The sequence below is a fragment of the Paenibacillus cineris genome, assembly GCF_018333335.1.
In the GTDB taxonomy this organism is placed as follows: domain Bacteria; phylum Bacillota; class Bacilli; order Paenibacillales; family Paenibacillaceae; genus Paenibacillus_AQ; species Paenibacillus_AQ favisporus.
On record NZ_BORU01000004.1, the window covers coordinates 64451 to 87561 of the forward strand.

General features: G+C 52.2%; 15 protein-coding genes. All 15 read right to left on the reverse strand.

Annotated features, from left to right (window positions below):
* Positions 1–12: 12 nt before the first annotated feature.
* The gene (gene flgK, locus KI379_RS27095; RefSeq protein WP_212985561.1) at positions 13–1572 is read right to left on the reverse strand and encodes a flagellar hook-associated protein FlgK; all 1560 of its coding nucleotides are present in this window, start codon (positions 1570–1572) and stop codon (positions 13–15) included.
* Between the two features lie 157 nt (positions 1573–1729).
* Positions 1730–2230: a flagellar protein FlgN gene (locus tag KI379_RS27100; protein WP_145139537.1), complete on the reverse strand. Its 501-nt coding sequence runs from the start codon at positions 2228–2230 to the stop codon at positions 1730–1732.
* Between the two features lie 10 nt (positions 2231–2240).
* Positions 2241–2525, reverse strand: a complete 285-nt coding sequence (gene flgM / locus KI379_RS27105) for a flagellar biosynthesis anti-sigma factor FlgM (RefSeq protein ID WP_076174595.1) — start codon at positions 2523–2525, stop codon at positions 2241–2243.
* A gap of 178 nt (positions 2526–2703) precedes the next feature.
* Positions 2704–3114 (reverse strand): TIGR03826 family flagellar region protein, encoded by a 411-nt coding sequence (locus KI379_RS27110; protein WP_212985562.1) that lies wholly within the window; start codon positions 3112–3114, stop codon positions 2704–2706.
* Positions 3115–3243: 129 nt separating this feature from the next.
* On the reverse strand, positions 3244–4272 hold the full coding sequence (locus KI379_RS27115; protein WP_212985563.1) for a ComF family protein: 1029 nt from the start codon (positions 4270–4272) through the stop codon (positions 3244–3246).
* A gap of 21 nt (positions 4273–4293) precedes the next feature.
* Positions 4294–6666: a helicase-related protein gene (locus tag KI379_RS27120; protein ID WP_244879465.1), complete on the reverse strand. Its 2373-nt coding sequence runs from the start codon at positions 6664–6666 to the stop codon at positions 4294–4296.
* A 354-nt stretch (positions 6667–7020) separates the two neighbouring features.
* Positions 7021–7431, reverse strand: a complete 411-nt coding sequence (locus KI379_RS27125) for a hypothetical protein (protein ID WP_089549740.1) — start codon at positions 7429–7431, stop codon at positions 7021–7023.
* A gap of 171 nt (positions 7432–7602) precedes the next feature.
* Complete coding sequence (locus KI379_RS27130) at positions 7603–8325, reverse strand: response regulator transcription factor (RefSeq protein WP_076174607.1); 723 nt, start codon at positions 8323–8325, stop codon at positions 7603–7605.
* 4 nt (positions 8326–8329) lie between these two features.
* Complete coding sequence (locus KI379_RS27135; RefSeq protein ID WP_076174609.1) at positions 8330–9484, reverse strand: sensor histidine kinase; 1155 nt, start codon at positions 9482–9484, stop codon at positions 8330–8332.
* Between the two features lie 93 nt (positions 9485–9577).
* Positions 9578–12292, reverse strand: coding sequence for a stalk domain-containing protein (locus KI379_RS27140; RefSeq protein WP_212985564.1), 2715 nt, complete (start codon positions 12290–12292; stop codon positions 9578–9580).
* Between the two features lie 297 nt (positions 12293–12589).
* On the reverse strand, positions 12590–16585 hold the full coding sequence (locus tag KI379_RS27145; RefSeq protein WP_212985565.1) for an Ig-like domain-containing protein: 3996 nt from the start codon (positions 16583–16585) through the stop codon (positions 12590–12592).
* 291 nt (positions 16586–16876) lie between these two features.
* Positions 16877–18079: a methionine adenosyltransferase gene (gene metK / locus KI379_RS27150; protein WP_212985566.1), complete on the reverse strand. Its 1203-nt coding sequence runs from the start codon at positions 18077–18079 to the stop codon at positions 16877–16879.
* Positions 18080–18285: 206 nt separating this feature from the next.
* Positions 18286–18558 (reverse strand): alpha/beta-type small acid-soluble spore protein, encoded by a 273-nt coding sequence (locus tag KI379_RS27155; RefSeq protein WP_212985567.1) that lies wholly within the window; start codon positions 18556–18558, stop codon positions 18286–18288.
* A gap of 113 nt (positions 18559–18671) precedes the next feature.
* Positions 18672–19217 (reverse strand): hypothetical protein, encoded by a 546-nt coding sequence (locus KI379_RS27160; RefSeq protein ID WP_089549733.1) that lies wholly within the window; start codon positions 19215–19217, stop codon positions 18672–18674.
* Between the two features lie 147 nt (positions 19218–19364).
* Positions 19365–22745: an S-layer homology domain-containing protein gene (locus KI379_RS27165; protein WP_212985568.1), complete on the reverse strand. Its 3381-nt coding sequence runs from the start codon at positions 22743–22745 to the stop codon at positions 19365–19367.
* Positions 22746–23111 lie beyond the last annotated feature (366 nt).

Below are 23111 nucleotides of genomic sequence, written 5' to 3' on the forward strand. Positions count from 1 at the left end.
CCACCTTTACCGTTATCTTCCTACAGTTCCTGTAGAGTTGATCAGTTTGTCCAGCAGCTGGTCGAACGTGGTCATAAAACGCGCGGACGCGCCATACGCATGCTGGAACTTGATCAGGTTCGCCATCTCCTCGTCCAGAGAAACGCCGCTGACCGACTGACGCTGGCTCTCGACCTGCTGTACCAGAATGTCCGAGTTTTGCGTCTGCCGGCTCGCTTCCTGGGCTTGTACCCCCAGCTGTCCCACCATCGAGCTGTAATAGCCGTCGATCGTCGTGGAACGGGTGCCGTCCGGCGAAGTAAAGTTGGTCTGCTTCATATTGGCCATGAGCAGGGCTAGCGTATTGCTTCCTTTGACAACCTTCTCGTCCGTTCCCGAACCTTCGGTTCGCATTGAGGTAGCAATCAGGGTGGGATCTTCCGCAATCTTCGTGTTCAGGCGGATATTCCCCGCCGAAATCGGACCACCGTCGCTAGATTCAAAGAAAGGCAGACCGCCCGTGGTGGTACCATCCATCGTATATCCCAGCTGGTGCAGGCCGTTCAGGCCTTTGACGGTTACGACCGTATCCTGATCGACCACCCGCCCGGTAATGCCCGGGAGGGTGACGCCGGCCGGCAATACGCTGCCTTTAGGAATCGTGATCTGGATATCGCCGTTCGCCAAGGTGTTGGCCAAGTCATTGAGCTGCTTCTGGTAATCCTTCACGTAGCCTTCGCGGGACGCAATGATGCCGTAAACCTCTCCGCCCTGCAAATTTCCTGACGCGTAGGCTGCTTCAAGAAAAGCACCCCGGTCATCCGGACCCGTACCATCCACATCCGCACTCACGGCAAACCCTTCGACGAGGGCTTGTCCGCCCATCGAAATGTTATAACCCTGGTCGGTGTCCTGGACCGTGATGTTAATGATTTTGGACAGCTTGTCCGTCAGCAGGTCGCGTTGGTCTCTAAGGTCATTGGCGTTATCCCCAAGTCCCTCAATCCGCGTGATCGACTGATTCAGGTCCGCGATGGAGTTCAGGTAGTTTTGAACCTCGCTGGCTTTGACGCCGACGTTGGCGGTCAAATCCTGGCTCATTTTATCCAATTGGCCGCTCATGTAGTTCATTGCATCCGTCAGGGCCGTTGCATTTTCCTTGACGACTTTGCGCGCCGCGGCGCTTTCCGGATCTTTGCTCAAGTTGGACCAGGAGTTCCAGAAGTTGCCGAGCACCTTGCTGATGCCCGTGTCCGACGGCTCGTTAAAAATACCCTGCAGCTTGTCCAATGTGTCCGATTTGATCGTCCAGCTGCCGTTGGCGTTGCTTTCGCTGCGGAACTGCGTATCGAGAAAGCTCTCGCGGATCCGTTCAACCGACTGGTATTCAACCCCCGTGCCCAGCTGTCCAGGCGCAGTGGAGCGGTTCATGCCGTAAGCCTCAATCGGACGGGATGCCTGCATTTTTACAGTTTGCCGGCTGAAGCCCTCTGTATTGGCGTTGGCGATGTTATGGCCGGTCGTACCCAGTGCAGCTGTCTGCGTAAACAGACTTCGCTTCGCCGTCTCGATGGAATGGAATGTGGATGTCATGCTACAAAATCCTCCTTCACGTTCGGGGGAGAGCCGGGCTCACCCATGTCTCAATAGCCCCACCTTGTGGGTCTCTGCTTCTTCGTTGGTTCATGTGAAAATCTGCGGGGAGCCCCGACACTCGTAATGCTCATAAGAAAAACAGTTTTCTAAGGTTCTAAGCCCTTGAATCGAAAAGGCCGCTCCGGGCCATGTTCCCGCTCCGATCCGCCGGATGGTGGTAGGTGACATCCTGATTCGGTCGGCCAACCAGAATATCCAGGGACAAATCTATAAACGAAAGCGACTGCTCGATCAGCTTCTGGTTCAGCTCGTTCGCCCTTTTCAGCTTCTGCAGGGTCTCCGACAGCTTCTCCTGAATGGCAAGCAGCCGCTTCTTCTCTTCCACGTCAAAAACAAGCCGCGACAGTTCCGTCAGATTCAGGTTCAATTCCGACTTGATGCCGCGTTCGCGTAAATACTGCTGGGCGGAGACCGCGCGCTTCTGTTCGAGAATTTCGATCTGCTTCACCAGCTTGGCTTCCTGGTTCATGATCTTGATGAGTGACTCTACTTCATTGGCAATGATGACTTTCTTCTTCTCCGCAGCCAAGTCCAGCATGTGGTGATGAACCGTATCCAGCTGCTCCAGCAGGTCGATTAAAGTATGAACAGACATATGGGGTCACCTAATTCCTTGGGAACTCTTTAAAATAGGGCATCAGCTTATCGGCCAGTTTACCAGCATCCACTTGATAGGTGCCGGATGCGATTCTCTGCTTCAGATCCTCGAGCTTCTTCGCTCTCTCCGGGTCATTGGCACGGCTCTGGGCCTCAAGCATTTCAATCGCCTCCGAGGAAATGGAAACCTGGTCCTTCTTGCGTGCAGGCTTTTGCGCTTCCTGTCGCTGCGTCTCCATATTCCGTTGATAAGGGTTAACTCCACCAATTCTGCCGGTATCATTAATTTTCATATCTTCCACCTTCTTTCACAATATGCGGGCTGCTCCGCCGGGTACTCACCCGGCCTCCCAAGCCGACACGTCAGCCCGTTCGCATGCAAAATGCAAACAACCGATAATCTTTACTAAGTTTATCGGTCGTCACTGAAACATTATTAATAGCTGCTGCCGTTTTTAGTGCGGCAGTCGGTTATTTGTGGAATTTATCCACGACGCGGTAGGCACCTTCACCCGGTTTTCTAGGACCGGAATCCTGATCCTGGCCTGATTGTGCAGCCTGGCTGAGCTCCCGGGTCAGACGGGTGCGGCAAGAGTCGCACATATGCCCCTCACGGATCAGCGTACCGCATACCTCGCACGGATACATCAAGTTCGGTGCATTCACGACCGAGATCCGGCCTTCACGGACAAAACTCGTAATCTGCTTGACGGAAACACCGGTGGCTTCCGACAGCTCCTGTATATTGGCACCCTTCTGCTCCCGCAGATAATCCACGCAAATCTCGTATTCGCGTTCGATCTCCTTGATGCAGTTCGGGCATATGTCTCTGAAATTGGCAGCAAACAATCTGCCGCAGCGTGGGCAATTCGCAAGTTCCACAATAACTCTCCCCTTATCGAATACCAAATCAAGCCATGATGATATGGTTCTAGATTACCTTATTCCGGCTCCCCTCGTCCATCTTAATTTACGAATTTCGGTAAATCTTGACATGATTTTTTGTCGTTATTACGACCTGGCCCATGTAAGGCTATACACTTCAGCGGCAAGCCCCAATCCTTGGTGCAAAGTATCCCGCAGCACCTCTGCGCACGCATTGATCGTGCTCCCTGTCGTATAAATGTCGTCTATTAAAAGAATTTGCATGGGCAGAAGGGCATCCTGAGCCGTTATAGCATGTCCATGGCTTTCATGACGAGTCATCTCGCTATTACTATGACTTGCTTTAGATGGCATTCCATATGTACGCATATACAACGATAAGGCTGCTGTCACCCCGTCCTCATGTACAGCAAAAACATTCTTCATCGAATGGATCCGCTCCTGACGGGATTTATAGCTCTGCTTGGCGGTGTGCTCCCTGCGGACCAAAAGCGGCATGACGGGAATTCGATGCTTGCTTCCAAGCCCTCTCGCCAACACCTCCGCCTGATTAAATCCCCGCTCCTTCAACCGGACGTCGCTTACGGGGACATAAGTTATCACGTCCGGCTTCCATAAAGCCTGCCCCGATGATTCTCTTAATCTATGGAAAAAGGGAAGCTCTGGCAAAACGGAGCTGACCCTTGAAATTAACTTGGAACTAAGCGTTGAAAAGAATCCGTTCGGGGTATGCGATTGAAACGGCTGATTTGGGGTGTCAGAGGTAAGGCCAAGCATAAACATGCCGAGCTCCTCCTGCATCTGCACAAAAGCTTGACTCAGCATATGGACAATCAGATCCGCGTATTTCTCATGCCCGCGATACTTATACTGGGCCAGCCACTCTCTCATTACCCCGTTATACTGGACGGCACTCCTGTTGCAGACAAAAGACCGCCGCCTCGTCTCTTCCCGCAGACAGTCCGGGCAGCCGATGGCGCGGCCGCAGCAGAGACAGCGGGGCTTATGAATCCAGGGGATCGCCCCCGCACAAGATCGGCAGATGCCCGGCCATTCCCGAACAAGACGGCTAACGCTGCCGCAGGTCAGGCACGTTTCACCGGGTGGAGACAGCAAATACTGCATCATCTGTAACAATGAACTACTGGACTTCAATTTATCATCCCTCCTATCAGCTTATGACTTAGAAGGCTGCTCCTTTAAATATCCGTGCTTGCCGGCAATCCGGTTCATCGCCTTGATCTGGTTTACGGCCAGCTTTTGGGACAACGTCCACTGGGACGAAGCAAAAATGACCCTTCCTGCCGGATCCTCGGAAGACCGTCCGGCCCGGCCGGCCATTTGGACGAGCGACGCCTCGTCGAACAGGCTGCTGTCCGCATCCAGGATATAGACGTCACTGCGGGGAACGGTCACGCCCCGCTCCAGAATGGTTGTCGTGACGAGCAGGCGGATGTCCTTCTTCCGAAAAGCCATGACTTTCTCACCCCGCCCAGAGTCTTCCGAGGATGTCCCTTCAACCGAAATATCTTTGAACTGGCGGCGTAAAATCTCGACGAGCGGTCCGATATGGCGGATCCGGGAGACAAATAAAAAGATCTGCGCTCCCCGGTCGATCGACCGGCGAAGCTCCGCAGCAAGCGGTCCTAGCAGCTTCGGCTGCCGCAGGCAGGTTTCCACGCTGCGCATGGCGATCCGCTTCGGCACTGGCAGCGGGTGGCCGTGATACCGGACGGGCACCTTGGCATGCGGCAGCGTGCCCCGGGATACCTCCCGCTGCAGCGGACGCGGGGGCGTCGCCGACAGATATACAAATTTCCCGTCAGTTTTGCAGGCATGCTGCGCCGCATAGGCCAGCATAGGGTCGTTATGATAGGGAAAAGCGTCGAGCTCATCGATCACTACCAGGTCGAATGCGTGATAGAAACGCATCAGCTGGTGGGTGGTCGCGAGCGTCAAGGCGCCGCTTTCCCAGCGCTCGGCGCTGCCGCCGTACAGGGTAACGATCCGGACACCGCTGAACGCTTTGGCCAGGCGTGGGGCGAGCTCGAGCACCACGTCCCTGCGCGGCGTGGCTACAAGCACGCGCCCGCCCACCGCCAGCACGGAGTCGAGCAGCGGAAAGATCATTTCGGTTTTGCCCGCGCCCGTCACGGCCCACAGGAGAAAGCGGGAGGGCGCGATGCTGGTGCCGCTTCTGCGTGCGGCACTTCGTTTCGGCCGCATCCAGCCGGTGCGGCCGCCTGCCGCGGAGCCACCTCCGGGCGGCTCCGCCAGGAACCCCAGCGCAGCCCAGGCGGCATCGCCCTGGGCTGCGCTCAACCCCCACCGTCCCGCAACGGCGGCGGTGGATTCCCCGGCCGTGCCCCGCACGGCCGGATCCGCTGCTGTGCGAAGCAGCAGCGAGCAGGCGCGGCTGCGCCCGAGCGCGAGGCATGCCTCGCAGTAGGCGCAGGCCGCGAGGCCGCACGCGGCGCATGCCGTGCGGCCCGTGGCTTCGCTGCCGCACCGGCGGCAGCGGGGGGCCTGTCCGCGGCCGGCGCGAAGCGCGCCGCGGGGCCCCTTGCGCGGGCCGGCGGCAGCCACGCCCGCGTCCAGCGCTAGCTGGCCCTGCAGGTAGGCCAGCTGCGCAGCGCTGTGCCAGGCGTCGGCAAGCCCTGGCGCCCGATCGCTCAGCAGCGAGTCAACCTCCGCTGCCAGCAGCGACCTGCCGTGCAGCCTGTCCACCAGCTGCGCGGCCTGCTCCGCAAGTACCCTGAGCACAGCCGGATCCCTTACGTCTCCTGCCCACTGCTCTTCCTCCGGCTGACGCATCAGCTCCTGCCATACGGCAGGAGGTAGCGGCTCGCCAAGCTCCCAGCGCCACATTCCTGAACAGCCATCCCCGACCTTCCTGTCATTGCCTTTTGTGTTGATTCCATCCCGCGCCAATCCTTCATTGCCCTTGGGAGTGAGTCCATTCCGCACAGCTCTGTAGTTGCCCTTGGATTTGATCCCAACCTTCGACGCCCAGTCATAGCCCTTGGTCCTGAGTCCACCCCGTACCGCTCTGTCATGTCCCTTAGCTTTGAATTCATCCTGTATCGACCTGTCATTGCCTTTGGACTTTAGTCCACCCCATGCCGCACCGTCATGGTCCTTGGGTTCGAAACTGTTCCAAACTCCCCTCCCCCGAGCCTTCATTCCCCGCAAACTGCCCTTTGTCCTAGCATCATGTCTTTCCCCGTCAACAGACGTCCACCCATTCTTTTCCGCGTGAGACCTATCACCACCGGTCTGTTCCCGCTCCATCTCCTCCCTCAGCTCCGCCTCCAACCACCCCTTCCACTGCTGTAGCTTCCAGCGCGCCATGTCCGACGTACCCACAAAACCCTTAGCCACCTTGCATGCCCAGCCTAAAGGCATCTCATTTGACAGCAAAACCATCGTTCCATTCACTCCAGCATTCCTGCACACATACTCCCACCATACGATATCAATACGCAGGTCCAGCGAAATCTTCATCCTCCACCGCTGCCCTTGCCGGATGGCATATACGGCCACACGCATGCGCCCGCCTCCTTTCTCCCTTCCCGTTTCGGTGAAACGTAAAAGCCGAATGTCCTGTCCTCTTACGGAAAACCTCAATTTCTTCAAGAATCTTTTCAGCACGAGTGATATGTAAATCTACATAGAACGAAGAAATGAAGAGAAATGAATGTTATAGGCTGCTATTGGGCGATCTAAAAGGAAGTTCAATGCAAAATTTTAGTTCAATCTATACAAGTCCTTAGAATTCATAAATCAGCGACGATTTTTCGCCCAACGCAAAAAAGCACACCCCCGGCTTGTCGCCTTTGGAGTGTGCTTCACTCTGTATTCTGCATTATGCCGCCTCCCGGCATGAACGCAGTTCCCTGCGTATTAGACATAAGGAATGCGCTCCGCTTCATGCGGCTTTCTCAAATCAATCATTTCGGAAATCATGCCGTCAGCCAGCACCAAGGTTCCTTCGATGTCTCCGTTCTCCACGGAGGACTGCATCGGGACGACGGATAATTCCATACCCGCGGTTCCGTGCATTCGGTGGACAATCTCCACGGTCTGATCCGTGGAAGCTGCATCCATCACCGTTAGACGAAGCTTCTTGCCTGAAATGAACGAATACCACCCGAATGCCCGGATGTACCATTCGATCTGTCCTTCATGGTTGGACGTCACCAGCGTATAGTGAACCCAGGGTGAACTTTTGCGCTTCTGCCAAGCATGAAATAAGTGAACCGCCGCAGCCGCCAGCACGTATACCGCCGTGATCCACAAAAGCGGAATCATCATGCAGACTCACCTCCTGTATACCCACACTATATGCGGGTACAAACCGGACGGTGAATGATAAAGGCCGGATCGCCCACACCTCTGACGAAAGGGGCATGAGCGAGCGTACAGTGGAATTTTTCACAAACTTTGGCAAAGGCAAGCAGCCATCCCAAAATTATGGTATTCGTATTAGAGCGTAACCCAACCGTATTTAATCGAGTTGATAACTGCTTGCGTACGGTCGTCGACTTCCATCTTCTGCAGGATGCTGCTGACATGGTTCTTGACCGTTTTCTCGCTTATGAATAAAAACTCTCCGATCATCTTGTTGCTCTTGCCTTCCGCCATCAGGCGCAACACTTCAGCTTCCCGCCGGGTCAGCGGATTGTTCTCGCCGGCCACGAACTTGACGCCTGCTTCGCGGACGCCGCTCTCGGTCATGGCACCCGTTTCGTTCAGGAAGGTCATGCGCCGCAGCTGCTGAATCAGCTTGCCGGTCACTTTAGGATGAATAAATGCATAGCCTTCCTGAACCGAACGGATCGCATTGATCAGCGACTCGGCTTCCATATCCTTGAGCAGGTATCCGTTCGCGCCCTTGCGGAGCGTCTCGAATACGTAACTCTCATCATCATGAATGGATAGAATAATGACCTTTACATCCGGAAACAGCTCGCGGAGCTTCTCCGTGGCCTCCACACCATTTTCCACAGGCATATTAATATCCATCAGGACAATGTCGGGTTTGATATCGTTGCAAAATTCGAGCACCTGGATACCATCGCCGCATTCCCCGATGACCTCAATGTCTTCCTCCATGTTCAAAATACGCTTCAGACCCTCGCGAAACAGTTGATGATCGTCAGCCAGGAGGACCTTAATGGTTGTTTTGCCGGAATCTCTCGTTTCCATCCAACTACTCCTTTCCCTTTTCCACGTTCGTTGGGATATGGATAATGATCTTCGTACCCTGGTTCTCGGCCGATTCGATCTCCATTCTCCCTTCGAGAAGCTCTACCCTCTCGCGCATTCCGATTAAACCGAAATGATCCTTGCTCTTCTGTTCCAGAAGCTCGACTCGGAATCCAAGTCCATTGTCTTGAACGACAATTTTAACCATCTGCGCTTGATATGTAATCTCAATTAACACATAGGTTGGGTGGGCATGCTTCGCCGCATTGCTCAGTGCTTCCTGGACCAGACGGTAGATCGCCGCCTCCATTGCAGAAGAAAGACGATGCTCTTTCCCTCTCGTTTCGAACATGGTACGGATCTTGGTCTTCTCCTCGTAATCGTGCGCGTATTTGCGCAGCGTCGGGATCAGTCCCAAATCATCGAGTGCCATAGGACGCAGATTAAAAATGACCTTGCGCATTTCTTCAAGGCTGGAGCGTACCTGCCCCTTCAAATCTACTATTTCGTCCTGCACCATCTTAAATTCCTGCTTCAGCAGCATTCTTTCCACAATTTCGGTTCTAAGGACCAGGTTAGCGAGCAGCTGCGCCGGACCATCATGGATTTCACGGGCGATGCGTTTGCGCTCTTCTTCCTGCGCCAAAATAATTTTCAGACCGATCACCTGGCGGTTCTTGGCCGTCTCGATGATCCGGGTCACTTGTCCCAGCTCTCCCGACAGGTATTCCATGACAACGCCCATTTGCGATCCGATGGATTCGGCACGTTCTATCGAATTTTCGACACTTCTCACCCGCTTCTGGAGTTCATCGCGTCTGGCCTTCAAATACATTTCCTTCTCGCGATAAATCATCACATCAAGCTGCAGCTGCGTCGCTTTCTCGTAGGCCTGCCTAATATCATCCTCTTTGTACCGGACGAAGTCCCGGCTGACCTCGGTCAGCCGGATCCGGGAACGCCGGTAGTTCAGCTCCAGCTGATCCACCTTCTGCAGCGTCTCCACGGTTTCCTTCATCACTAACTGCAGTTCCTGATTCAACGTGAGCAGCTCGTCCCGGGCCGTCTCGAGAATCTCGAACATCTGATATTTGCTGTTTTCAACCACCTGGATGGCATTCTTAATGACTCGGTCTATCGCATCGGCTTGAAAATCCACGAATGTTCTACTCCATTTCTAACCATTACAGTTCTACATAGAATGAGCTGCAGTCGCATTTCCTAAGTTCAATTCTATACATATCATACCATATCATGATTGGATGGTAATGGTCTTCGTGTTTTGTTCCCAATTTACTTGTAATCCTAATTGCTCGGAAACGAGCCGAAGTGGGACTAAAGTACGACCTTGGGTAATGAATGGAGCAACTTCTGCGCTTTTACGCTTGCCGTTTAGGATATATTCCTTTTTGCCGACCGTCAAGTCCATCAGCTTGCCGCCCCGCAGGACGCTGATCCGCTGATTGGCTGAATCCCATGTCGCTTGTCCGCCAAATGTATCCAGTACGTATTTCACCGGAATATAGGTCGTACCGTTCTTCATGACCGGCGCAGCGTCCATGGATTTCTTCTGACCATTCGACATATAAGACTTCTGCCCGACCGCCATGATCACCTTGCCGGTTGGAAGGCCGGCATCGCTGGACAGCGAAGGCATCGTGAATTTAATGTTGTCAAAAGCAACCGTACCCGTCTTCGCCCGCTCGTCCTGACCCTCTTCAACATTGACGACGTAGAGGCGCTTCAGTTGGGCCGGGAAGGAGATGCCCAGGCTGCTCAGATCCACGTTGATCGTCTTCCATCCCGTCCAGTCAATGGCTTTGGCCAGGTCGACGTACACCGTCTGTCCTTTTGCGTCCGTCAGCTCGGCACGCATCCAGTTCAGGCTGTTGTCGCCCATTGCGTCGATCGACATCGACGTGGCCGCTGCATTAATGCCTTTGCCCGAAGTGCCGTTCAGTTGTGCATAAGCATACATTTTGCCGCTGCCGGCCGTCATGTCATACTGCAGCTGAAGCACTTTGGAATTGGCATGGTCGCCGGTTCCCTGCGTCACCTGAGCCGATCCGGTAACCTGGCTGCCGCTGTTCGTCGTAAAATCGACCGGGTATGTGACATTTTCAAAGTTTTCCCACATGTCTTCGCCTGCCGCCGACAGCACGACCACTGTGCTGAAGCCGTTATAACGGGCGATGGCATAACCAACCTTCGTATTCACATTTACCGAAGCGACGGTCAGCTTGTCATCCTGCACGCTGCCTTTAAAGCCAACGAATTCCCACTTCAGGGATCCGGCCGGAACCGTGATGCTCTGCCCGTCCTTCGTCACCGCCGTAACGGGTACCGATACCGTGCTGCCTGCCTTCAGCGGTGCCGTTGCCGTTCCGACGTTCAGGGCGGACAGGTCGTCTCCGCCGATCACCTTCACCTGCATGCTGGCGTTGGCTTTGCCGCTGACCGCGGTAATCGTCGATGTTCCCGGCTTCACGCCCTTAACCGTCTGTCCGCTCACGACGATGTTGCCGTTGCTCGACTTCCAGGTCGGCGTAATGCTCGACACGTCGATCGGGTTGTAGTAGGTGTCATAGCCTTTCAGCTGGAACGATGCCTGCTGCCCGATCAGGATCGCGGAAGAGCCGCTGATTTTCAGCCCGAGCAGGCTGCCCTGCGGCGCCTCGGTGTACACGCCGACAGCGTTGACGACGCTGCGCTGGGTCGTTCCGTATTCCGTGTCGAACGTCAGCTTCGTGCCCGTTTCGCCGAGCGGCCGGTCGACCATCGTTGTGGAGCCGCCACCGTCCAGGTTCATGCCTTTCCAGACGCCGACTTTGACCATAAAGGTCTGCAGCTCGGACAGCGACATGCCGGAGCTGCTGTCATTTTTCTCAACGGCTACGATATATGCGTAGCGCTGATCCTTCGAATATCCGAGTGCCGTACGGGCGCGGTAGCCTCCGATGCTGGATACGTCGCGCGAAAAGGCCGATGCCGCTCCGTTGTTCACGAGAATCGTATGCCCGCCGATCATCATCTGCAGATTGGCCGGATCAAGCGACTGTCCGGACGTTTTGGACAGCAGCTTGTAGTCGGTTGTGATCGTTTGGCCGACTGCCATATGGTTCGTTACGAACTGCGCTGCCGTTCCGTGGGTCCGCAAAATGTACCCGTCCTCCGGCACTGCGAAATCGAAGCCGCCCGGCTCGGAAATTTGCGTAATCACGTTATTTTGCACCAGAACCTCAACCGGTGTAGTGGAGCTGTTCTTCGGACGAACCGGCGACTTCCAGGCGCTTGTATAAATATACATGGCATTCGCATGGCTGTAATTTGAAGTACCGCTCTCCGGCGTGTAAGATGCCTTGTTGACGCCTGCCAGCGGGAACGTCGAGCCGTCTTGGGCTGTTACCGTTCCGTCAAACGAAAACTGATCGATAACCGGCGTTCCGCTCTTGGTAACCGCAAAGGAATACATCCCCTTCAGATCCGAAGGCGTCGATACCAGTTCCCCGCTGGTGACCTGACCCCCGATCGGTGCCCCGTCTCCGGCCGTATTAAAATAGTCCCCGTTCACGCCCGCTACCGCACCGGTCTCTTTGACCATGCCGCCGGTGCTCTGTTTGGTGGTCAGCTGACCGTCCTGGCCGTTCATGACGTCAATCTTGACGTTCGGATTCTGCAAATCTACTTTGATGACGTCCGCCAGTGCCGTCGCCTGTTTGCCGGAGCGGGTCGTCGTAAATTTGTACTTGGTCATTATCGCCCCAGACGTAACCGGGCTCTCACTAAGCTTCGTTACGGTCGCCGCTGTGGCCGCGCTGGCCACCGAAGCAATAGAATGTCCGTTCAGCGGGATGCCGCTGCCGATAACCGGTGTGATAAACAGCAGGCCAGCCAGTGATACGACCATCCACTTCTTGCCTGCACCCTTCTTGTGCTCGTTCCCCATGCGATCATTATGCCATTTCATGTACTGTTAACTCTCCCATCTTCTTCATACGCAATGCTATTCTATCGTTGCTCGTTCATAAACAGGACCAACCGACTATTCACGTTACAGCATGAGTTCACAGACTCTATGATCTAGGTCCAGTATGAACTCCCTATTAAATAGACTGAAATTATCCAAAAAAGTTACGGAAAATTAATCTTTTTAGCAAAATCCACCGAAAAATCCCACAAAAAAAGCCCCACCGAAGTAGGGCTGACGTACCGAAATGGAAACTCTATGATTTTGTGAGAGATTTTGGCCTGTTCACTGCTCTGGTTACATGTACCCGATTTTCTCCAGCAGACGCTGCAGCATGACAGCTGCCTGGGCGCGGGTTGCATTTCCGCGGGGCTGGAACGTGTTCGCCGTGACGCCCTGGATAATGCCTTCCTTCAGCACGCGTGCTGCAGAATCCGGATACTGGATTTGCTTGCTGTCCTTAAAAACTTTCAGGTACGTGGACGCCGGATAGCTCAGCGTCGAGTTGTATCCCGCATAGTTCATGGCACGGACCATCATGATCCCCATCTGCTCGCGCGTGATCGAGCTGTTCGGTTTGAATGATCCGTCCGTATTGCCGGTGACGATGCCGGCTTTGGCCGCCGCCCCGATATAGGCGCTGGAGCCGATGTTGACCACGTCATAGAAGCGGTCCGCGCTCTGCGCATCCCCTTCCAATCCGAGGGCTCGTGCCACATACTCAGCGAACTCAGCGCGGGTTATACTCTGATCCGGGGCAAACAGCGTATTGGTGCGGCCCTCGATGACCTGCTTGGCGGACAGCGTGCTGATCGCGTCTTTCGCCCAGTGGTTACCAAGATCGCTGTAATACTTGTAGAACGTCGCTCCGAAAACGGTGAAGTTCCCCTTTACCTTGCCGTGGAATACCCGGCGGCTGCCTGCTGTGTCGATCACTCCCGGAACGTAGGTCAGCTTGTTGGCTCCACTGTCGAAGCGGACCAGGCTGGACCGGCTGTCCTGCAGTGCGCTGCTCGTCCGGACGAGCACCTCCCCGCTGAGCTTCAGCTCACGCGGATTGTTCGGCGAACTGTTGTTTACGGCAGATACATAGAAGTCTACTGGCTCGGTGATCTTTTGGCTGGAACTGGTATTCAGCCTCTTGCTCAAATCCGCGGCTGCCTCCGTCGACAGCTTCTCTACCGTGATGTTAAGCGTGACGGAAGAGCTGCTCGCATTCAGGCTGCTGGCAATGTCCGGCAGGTTCATTTTGCTAAAAGGTACCATATATACGGCGTCCCCGGCTTTTACCGCCAGCACCGCACTGCGATCGATATTATAGACTTGCTGCAGCGCATCCAAAGGGAACGTAACCGATGCTGAGCTCAGCCCGACGGCCGCATCCACAACGAGCGTGTGCAGCTTTTCACCGGAATTCAGCATATATTGGTAGGCCTGCTTCAGCTTCTCTCCATCGACCCGGTACTGCTTGATATATTGGTTGTTGCGGGACTTTACGTCCGACACGGCCGTCGCCTGATTGCCCAGCGCAAACATGGCCTGTCCAAACTCTCCCGCTTCCATGAGTGTCAGGTAGGAAGGACGGTTCGGATCGGTCGATCCGCTGCCGGTTGTCGTGCCCGTGTTGCTGACCGGGACTTTGTTAAAATACTTCAAATAAGTGCCTGCACTGTCTCTGAGCGGCGTAGCCCCTGGAATGTAGGACAGCTCCACCTTTTGGCCATTGATGACCGGATTGCTGAGCTTGATCGTCAGCGTGCTGCCATTAACCGAGGCGTTGGCCAGGGAGCTTGTCGTTCCGTCGACCAACACCTGAAATTGGGTTACTGTGACGGAAGACTGGGACACCAGCGTTTTATTGAACACGACCTGGATCGTATCTCCCTGCACCACCGCCGATTGGATATCACCCATATCGAGCAGCGTTGTAACCGTAACCGGCTCCAGATTCAGATATCCGGCCGCGTTCCCGTTCAGGTCTGTCAGGCGCGCCGTACCGGGCACGTACGAAATCGTCACCTTGTTATCTTTGCTCAGCGCAGACGTCAGCGTCAGCGTTACCTGGCTGCCCTTGATCTCCACTGCTGTCACGTAATTCGGCACATTGTTGACCAGTACGGAAAACTGGCTTTTCATCGGCACATTTGTCGTGCTCAGCAGCTCGTTATACGTAAGAACCAGCTTGGTGCCGCCGCCTTCCGCCTTGTCCAGGACCGGGGGCTTTGTGTCCCAATAGTTGCGGACGATGTAGTCGGTGAATCCGGCGATATTTTGTCCGCGGTAATCCTGAATCGGATACGCCCCCGGCTTGTAGCTGACCCGCACTACCTGCCCGTCGCCGACGGACGTGTTCAGGGACAGCGTCAAAGACTGGCCGCTCTGAGTCACGTTTTTGACGCCCATGCTCGTTCCGTCCGCCGTCACGGTGAACTGCTCGTAGGCATAGGCAGAGGGGCTTTTCAGCGACTGGCTAAAATACAGCACCACCGTGCTACCCGAAATCGTGCCGCTGGTTGGCTTCGGCAGCGCAGAGTCTACTCCGTTCACGACCTCGCGGGCCCCAAAAGCCGCCGCCGCATTCCCCGCCGTATCGCGGATCGGGCTGGAGCCGCCGCTGTAGCTGATTTTCACATTTTGCCCGACGGCGACGCCGGTCTCCAGAATGACATAGACGCTGTCACCGGAAGTATACACGTAGCTGATCCGCCGTGCTTCATCGTTCACCGTAACGTTAAAATTGGCTGTCGATGGCCAGGAGTCCGAATACAACGCTTCATTATATACGAGCCGGATGGTCGTGTTGCTGTACATCTCACTGCTCTGCAGCACTGGAGCTTGCTTATCCGACGTGTTCGTCTGGAACGTCCACCCCGTACTGCTTGTAATTCCGGCATAATTCATGCCAGGGTTCTGTTTGTCGTAAAAAGCCCCCGGATCTACAGTCACGTAATAGGACGCGTCTCGGTCGAGCGTGTAACCGGACTGCAGCTGGATTTTGGCCTGGGTCCCGCTCACCGTGACCATCACCGGAACACTGGCACCATTAGAGGATTTGCGGAGCAGTACATTCCCCGAACCGCGAACTACTTCCCGGTTAAAATTCATATACAGCGTCGTGTCCACCGCCACGTTCGTGCTTCCGCTTGTCGGGGACAAGCTGGAAACGGATAGCGGAGTCGTGCTGCCCGGCGCCGCTGCCGTCGTGAAAGTCCAAGCTGTGGTCGAAGTAATGCCCGTCACGTTACTGCCTCCCCGGTCCTGAAAAGCTCCTGTAGGCACAATCACATAATACGACATCCCGTACGCCAACACGCTCCCCGGATCGATCGTCACGACCGTTGAGCCTCCGCCTGTCACTTGGGTGGATTGGACATTAATCGAAGTTACCTTGGTACCGTTCGATTTATACAAATCAATTGTTCCCTGCCCCGGATACACCGGGTTGTTGAACGTCAGCTGGAGCTTGCCGTTCGTGGCGATCCCGGTCGCAGCGCTTTGCGGCGATTTGGCCGTAATGACGGTATCTCCCTGCGTCGTAAAATACCACTGCCCGCCCGTCGTCAATCCGCTAAACGATTGCCCATCCAGCGTGGTGATCACACCTGCTGGGATATAGACATAATACGTCGTGTTTTTGTCCAAAGAACGGGACAACGTGAAGCTTACCTTTTTCCCATCCACTTGAACCCGCGAATTCGTCTGCCCTTGCGTCAGCGTGATGGAGTCCACTACTTGGTTATCGGACACGCGTTTGATCTGCACGCTGCCGCTTCCCGTTTGGATTTCTTCATTAAAAGTCAGCTGCAGCCCGTTGGAAGGACTGGCCCCGATGGAACCCACTTGTGGCGCGTAGTCCACGACAGCCAGGTTGCTTAGCGTGGTAAACGAAAACGTCGACTCGTCTAATGGTTGATCTGAAGCGTCTTTCAGAGCCCCCGCCTCGACGATCACCTGATATTCCGTCTTGTAGGACAGCCATTTGCCCGCAGGCAGCTGGAAGGTAAGTTTATTGGTGGGTGCTGGATTCGTTGAATTCATGACCTTTAAATCGCTTAGGCTGAGCTTGATCTGATTGGCCTCTTCGGGATGAACCGGATCGATGATCCTCACCGCTGGGTCCAACGCTGGATCGGCGGATGGATCGGCAATATGTACGTTTTGGTTAAAGGTCAGCTGAAAATCCGGACGTCTCCCAACCTCCGCGGCCCCATCTGCCGGCAGTGTGGAGACAAGCGGTCCGCTCATTTGAGCCTGCACGGCCGTTGCTGCAGCTGATACGGGACTTCCGCCCATCCCTCCTGTGATTCCTATGTCCAATGCCATGGCGAGTGCTAGCATGCATGCCGTTATTTTTTTCATAGAATGGCTTAAACCTACCTTTCCTCGTATTCCGACCTGTGAAATGAAACATACCGCGCCCTTTTCACAGGCACACGCTTATACTTCTATGTCGGTTAAAATGGAAAGGAAGTTTAGCCTAAGGCTGGAAACGCTAGGTGATAGGCACGCAAAAAAACCTCAGCCCGGCCATTTGGCCAAACTGAGGTTTAAAAAAATATCTTCTATTATAAGTAGTTGCTTCGATTACAGACCGGCTTGCGCACGCAGCTCTTCCGCTTTGTCCACGCGTTCCCAAGGCAGATCCACATCCGTACGGCCAAAGTGACCGTATGCTGCGGTTTGCTTGTAAATCGGACGGCGCAGATCCAGCATGCGGATGATGCCGGCTGGGCGCAGATCGAAGTTGGAGCGAATCAGCTCAACGAGCTTCTCGTCGCTCACTTTACCCGTTCCATACGTATCGACGTTGATCGATACCGGAGTCGCTACACCAATGGCGTAAGCCAATTGGATTTCGCATTTATCAGCCAGTCCTGCAGCGACCAGATTCTTCGCTACGTAACGCGCTGCGTATGCGGCGGAACGGTCCACTTTCGTCGGATCCTTACCGGAGAAAGCACCACCGCCATGACGGGCATATCCACCGTACGTATCCACGATAATTTTACGTCCTGTCAGACCAGCGTCCCCTTGAGGTCCGCCAATGACAAAACGCCCCGTAGGATTGATGTAATACTTTGTCTCGGCGTCAAGCAGTTCAGCAGGAACCACCGGCAGAATGACTTGCTCTTTCACGTCTTTCTGGATTTGCTCCAGCGTCACGTCTTCCGAGTGCTGCGTCGAAACGACGATCGTATCGACACGGACAGGCTTATCGTCCACATACTCGATCGTCACCTGCGTTTTACCGTCCGGACGCAGGTAGTCCAACGTACCGTTCTTGCGCACCTCAGCCAAGCGGCGGGCAATGCGGTGGGACAGCGCGATCGGAAGCGGCATCAGTTCTGGCGTCTCGTTGGTCGCAAAACCGAACATCAGACCTTGGTCGCCGGCACCGATGTTTTCGGTTTCCTTGTCGACCTGGGCAGGATCACGGCTCTCCAGGGCAGCGTTAACGCCATGCGCGATGTCGGCCGACTGCTCGTTGAGCGATGTCAACACGGCCATCGTGTTGTAGTCGAAGCCATACTTAGCCCGAGTATAGCCGATTTCTTTTACCGTATTTCGAACAATTGCGGGAATATCCACATATTCGGATTTCGTACTGATTTCACCGATGACGAGCACCAGGCCGGTCGCAACCGACACTTCGCACGCCACGCGGGCATTCGGATCATTTTCCAGAAAAGCGTCAAGAACCGCATCGGAGATCTGGTCGCAAATCTTGTCCGGATGTCCTTCCGTAACGGACTCGGATGTGAACAGATGACGTCCTTTTACAGACATTGTATCAACCTCCTATAAGGGTATTATAACAACGGCAGATAAGTTCTAAACAAAAAATGAACCTTTTCCGCAAAGGAAAAGGTTGTTCTACAATCCTCGTATGTCATATTAACGTATTTGTCAACCCATGTCAATCAATGCAAAGGGAACATGGGCCTCGAAAAAAGCTGCATGAGTGCTTCTCTGATCAGCGTTGAAATGGCTGGTTACAGCAGGTTTTGCTGCGCCAGACGAACGAGGCGTTTCGTCATTTCGCCGCCCACCGAACCGTTCTCCCGGGATGTCAGATGAGCACCGTTCACACGGCCAAATCCAACGCCTCCAGTTTCACCCAGGTCGGATGCAAACTCAGTGTCCGCACCGCTAAATCCTGCAGATCCGTACGCTGCACCCAGCCCAAACTCGGCAGCGATTTCGTATTTCATTTGATTCAGCATATTCCGGCTTTCCGGTACCACTTTACGATTACTTCTTGCCATGATGGATACACCTCCTGCAAATATGGTCTTGCAAGAGTAGTATTTGTCATCCGGCCGTCTCTAGACGTATAAATCATTGTTACTTCTGGCAAAAATAAGCTTATGTAGCGCGATTATTGGATCGAATAACCGCCACGAACCATAACCGTCAGGCTGGATTTCACGCCGTCTTGAACCATGATACCGCGTCCAGCTCTCGGAAAGGACATCAGATGGTTGTTACCGACTGCTTGTCCATTGGTTACGTCTTTGCCATCCGTAAGGTCAGCAACGCCATTGGAGTCGGCACTGTAGATGACAGCATGTCCATTGCGGACGATAAACTCGGCACCTGCAGCGGCAATCAGCTTCTCGCCTGGTTTAACGGTGACAATGGTGACTTGGTCACTAGAAGACGATGAATTATTATTCCCGGAATTGTTGTTTCCATTATCCGTTGGTGCCGTGGGATTGGTCGGCGTCGTAGGTGTTGTTGTTCCTCCGCCCAACGCTTTTTGAATCTGTTGGTCAACGTAGCTCTTCGTCACGACCGGATCATCGGCTGTGCCAGCTTGGCCTGTCACACCTGCGCCTTGCGCGGTGATGTCAAAGATGGAGCCAAGGGCTACACCTGCACCGAGGACAATTACGGTAAGGGATAGTTTGGTGATGGATTTCATGGGTGGCCTCCTGTAATTCAACTTTTATTAGTAATAATATATCTAAATAATAATAGATTTCATTGTTCAGCGATATATAAAGCAACATAGTTTTTTAAATTAAAAAAGAGCTAGCCATTTATCGGCTAGCTCTTTAGACAAATAATTTTACTTAACCGCGGTTGCAGCAACTGCTGCCGCTTTGTTACCAGCTGCGTCTGCAACATTACCAGTTGCAGCGTAAGCTACTTTAGAAGTGGCATTGAAGTCACCATCTTTAGCAGCAGTGATAACAATTTTATTGCTATCTTTGTCATACTTTACAGATGCGGGAGTTACAGCTACATCGGTAGTACCATCATTTGTAGTTACTGTGAACCCATCAACATCAGCATTGTCAGCCAAATTCAATGCTTCGCTTACATTGATTGTGATAGTTTCAACGTCAGTGGCATTCGGAGCCAAATCATAACCACTCAATGTAGGAGCCGTTGTGTCAGCATTTGTATCGACAATGATCGATCCAGTTGCTTCATGAGTGTCAAATCCTTCTGCAGCAAGGTCTGTTTTTGCAGTTTTATCTGCGTTAGATGCACTAGCATCAACCACATTACCATTGCCGTTTTCAAATACTACAAAGACTTTGCCTGAGTAGTCAGCATTAGAAAGATCCAGAACGATTTGAGCAGTTCCAGCTGCTTTAGTCAAATCAGCAGTGTTAGAAACAGTGAAGTCTTTGCCGTACTCAAGACCCAAGCCATTTTCTTTAACAACTTTAACGTTATCAACCAGTTTTGCTGCGTTTTTAACTGTCACAGCTTCTTGGAAGTTGATTGTTACAGTTTTGGCAGTGTTCTCAACAGAACCACCAGTACCAATCCACAAATCACCAGCAGTGTTTTTAACTACTTGAGGAGCAATTGCATCCAATACATTTTCAGTAATAGCTGTGTTGCTTGCACCCGCAAGATTTTTGATGGCGCCTGCTGGCACTACAACACTAATTCCTGCCACATCAGTGGAAAGAAGTTTCGTTCCCAAAGTAAGTTTGAGCAATGTGCTGTCTGTAGAATCAACAACAGCATTAGTTACTTGGTTACCGTCAACTTTAACTCCATTAAAGTTAACAACATCAGAAACTGGCTGGTTCAATTTCAGGTAAACAGTATCTTTAGCAGTTGCGTATGCAGATGCCGCCTTGAAATCGGTAGTAATATCGCCAGCTCCAAATTTTTGTGCATAGCCGTTGAGGTAAACACCGGAAGCACTCTTCACGCCTTGGATTGTAATTTCAGAAACATTAGTTACGGAAGTTGGGAGTGTAATGATAACTCCTTTGTTTCCGTTAACTGGAACAATGTTTGTACCAGCAGGCAGTTTACCAGTTCTAGTGTTTCCGTTTTGCGTGTAAGTCAGATAGTAGTTCTCTGGCTCAAGAACAGATGCCGAAGAAGAAATATCCATAGCTCTGTCGAATGTTACATAATAAACATTTCCACTTCCGTTAACATTTACAACCTTTGGAGCTGCTTGATCTTTAGCAACCAAAGTTGTTGTATATGGCAACAGAGTATTTTGAAGTGTTGTTGTATCTCTCAAGCCGGAAACTTCGATTGTGTAAGTACCAGCATCAAGAGCTTTAGAGAACTTCAATGTCAAAGTCTTGCTGGATCCTGAAGACCCTTCAACTACAGTATAACCAACGCCAGTTACGACTTTGCCGTCAGCATCTTTAAGAACTACGTTTGATGTTTTGAATGTGCTCAAATCGATTGCTTTGTTAAAAGTCAATTTGAGTTCATTAGAATCATTAAAGATTTCGCTAACTACTTCAGGACGAGTTTGGTCGATTACTGGATTCACAGTAACTTTCGTATTGTCAGCAACAACGTTACCGCTGTAGTCAACAACGTTAGTTACAAACAGATCAGTGGCAACCGCTGGAAGCTTGTGGGAGCCAGTGAAAGTCAGCTTGTAAGTTCTGCCATCAACCGCCTCAACGCTTGCTGCAGCGTGTTTTGTTGTGCCGTTCATCCAGTAGTAGTTGCTAGCTGTTTTAGCTTGAAGTTCTTTTACATCTTCACTAAATACAACAGTAGCACCTTCAAGAGTTACATCTCTAACTTCAGCAATCGTAGGAGCGGTTTTGTCTTCTACAACTGTGAACTTTTGATTTGTTGTGATCAGGTTGTAATTAGCAAAGTCCTTAATGTTGTTGTTGATTGTAAGAGTATGCTCAGCAGTAGAAAGCGGGCTGAACAGTTCTACAATCAGAGTGCGAGTTCCGGATCCGGAAATAACGCCAGAAACCACAGAATCGTCAAGCTTGAAAGTTCCAGCTACTGTAGAAGTGCTTTGTACTGGTTCGGAGAACGTAATTTTGATCGCTTTGTTACCCAGTCCTTCAACGCTTGTTACTGTAGGCAACTCGGAATCAACTGGTTTAAATGCAACATCGGTAGCCGATACTGTTTTTGTAGTATCAGTTCCTTTTACATTTTTAACCGTAAGTTTGTAGTTCTCTTGGTTTTGAAGATTAGTAGTGAGTGTCAGCACCACTGTTTTGTTATCCGATTGAAGTTGAGCGGACTTAATGTTTTGAAGAGCGTCACTGTCATCTTCAATTGTATAAGAAGCAAGAGTTTCAGCAGAGTTTTTGTTCACAGTACCATCGAACTTAACTACTACTTCTTTAAGGTTTGTGGCAGATACGCTGTCAACTTTTGTAGCAGTTGTTACTACATAAGTTACTTTTGCAGTGTATTCGTTACCAGCTGCGTCCTTGAATTTCACTTCAGTTTCTTTGTTAGCTTCAAGCGGTTTGTCAAGTTTAACCTTTACTACTTCACCAGTAGAAAGTGTGAACTCAACGTTGCTTGGATCAACGACTTTGTAAGTGAAAGTGATGCTGTTAGCTTGGTCGATTGCGTATGCAGCTTCAACCAGTTGGGAACGGCTAGCGTTCGCTTTGAAGTTAGCATCTTTAGAGATGAGGCCTTTGTCGATTGCTGCTTGAACATATCCTTTAGCCCAGTCAGCTGCGTTGTTGTCTGGGTTTGCAGGAACTTCAAGTTTCAGCGCACGAGTCAGAACAGTCGCCATTTCTTGAATGGTTACTTTTCCGTTGTAGTTGAAGATTTTCTTCACGCTGTCTTGACCTTGCATGATACCAGCAGCAGTTACTGCTTCAATGTAAGGTACTGCCCAGTTCTTGGCGTCGTAACCTTTATCTTTGTAAGAAAGAGTTCCAGTTACTTCTTTCAGTCCAAGAAGCTTCGTGATGACTTTCGCGAACTCAGCGCGAGTCATTTCTTTTTCAAGATGAGCAGATCCGTCTGGGTAGCCGTTGAAAATACCTTTAGCTGCCAGAGCGTCGAATTTTTGTTGTGGAGTTACTGCGGTATCACCGAATGCTACAGATGCAAACATGGAGAATGCCATTGCTGTAGACAGAGCGACTGTCAAAATTTTCTTCATAACCTTTTTTTCTCCTCCTTGAACATTCATCACATTAGAGTTTTCTTTAAATGGGTAGCTCGTGTTACTCATTAGCCAATGCACCCCCTTTCCCGAGTTGAGCATAGTTCATATAAATGATGTCTGTGACGATATCACAGAAACTGGTAAACATATCAAAAAAAGCGGCAAAAAAAAGAGTAGATTCCTAATCCTACCTAAGTATTATACAATGGGCCCCAGACAGCGTAAAGATAATTTTTCTAAAAAATAGACATCTTTCTTGCTGAGGTGGATATTGGTTCAACACCCATCGTAATTGACTCTACATCTTAGACGCGTGTGTTTCTAAAAAGTTGCACCTTTTTTAAAAAAATTTCAAAATTGTTACCGAACCATAATAAAAGACGTCAGAAGGCCTGTTTGTCCAAGAAATATCTGGAAAACATTAACCTTTCC

Coding starts and splice junctions, on each gene's coding strand:
- flgK (WP_212985561.1), bottom strand. CDS start 1,572: ATGACATCCACATTCCATTCCATCGAGACGGCGAAGCGAAGTCTGTTT.
- KI379_RS27120 (WP_244879465.1), bottom strand. CDS start 6,666: ATGCGTGTGGCCGTATATGCCATCCGGCAAGGGCAGCGGTGGAGGATG.
- KI379_RS27160 (WP_089549733.1), bottom strand. CDS start 19,217: ATGAAATCCATCACCAAACTATCCCTTACCGTAATTGTCCTCGGTGCA.
- metK (WP_212985566.1), bottom strand. CDS start 18,079: ATGTCTGTAAAAGGACGTCATCTGTTCACATCCGAGTCCGTTACGGAA.
- KI379_RS27125 (WP_089549740.1), bottom strand. CDS start 7,431: ATGATGATTCCGCTTTTGTGGATCACGGCGGTATACGTGCTGGCGGCT.
- KI379_RS27140 (WP_212985564.1), bottom strand. CDS start 12,292: ATGAAATGGCATAATGATCGCATGGGGAACGAGCACAAGAAGGGTGCA.
- KI379_RS27145 (WP_212985565.1), bottom strand. CDS start 16,585: ATGGGCGGAAGTCCCGTATCAGCTGCAGCAACGGCCGTGCAGGCTCAA.
- KI379_RS27100 (WP_145139537.1), bottom strand. CDS start 2,230: ATGTCTGTTCATACTTTAATCGACCTGCTGGAGCAGCTGGATACGGTT.
- flgM (WP_076174595.1), bottom strand. CDS start 2,525: ATGAAAATTAATGATACCGGCAGAATTGGTGGAGTTAACCCTTATCAA.
- KI379_RS27155 (WP_212985567.1), bottom strand. CDS start 18,558: ATGGCAAGAAGTAATCGTAAAGTGGTACCGGAAAGCCGGAATATGCTG.
- KI379_RS27165 (WP_212985568.1), bottom strand. CDS start 22,745: ATGAGTAACACGAGCTACCCATTTAAAGAAAACTCTAATGTGATGAAT.
- KI379_RS27130 (WP_076174607.1), bottom strand. CDS start 8,325: ATGGAAACGAGAGATTCCGGCAAAACAACCATTAAGGTCCTCCTGGCT.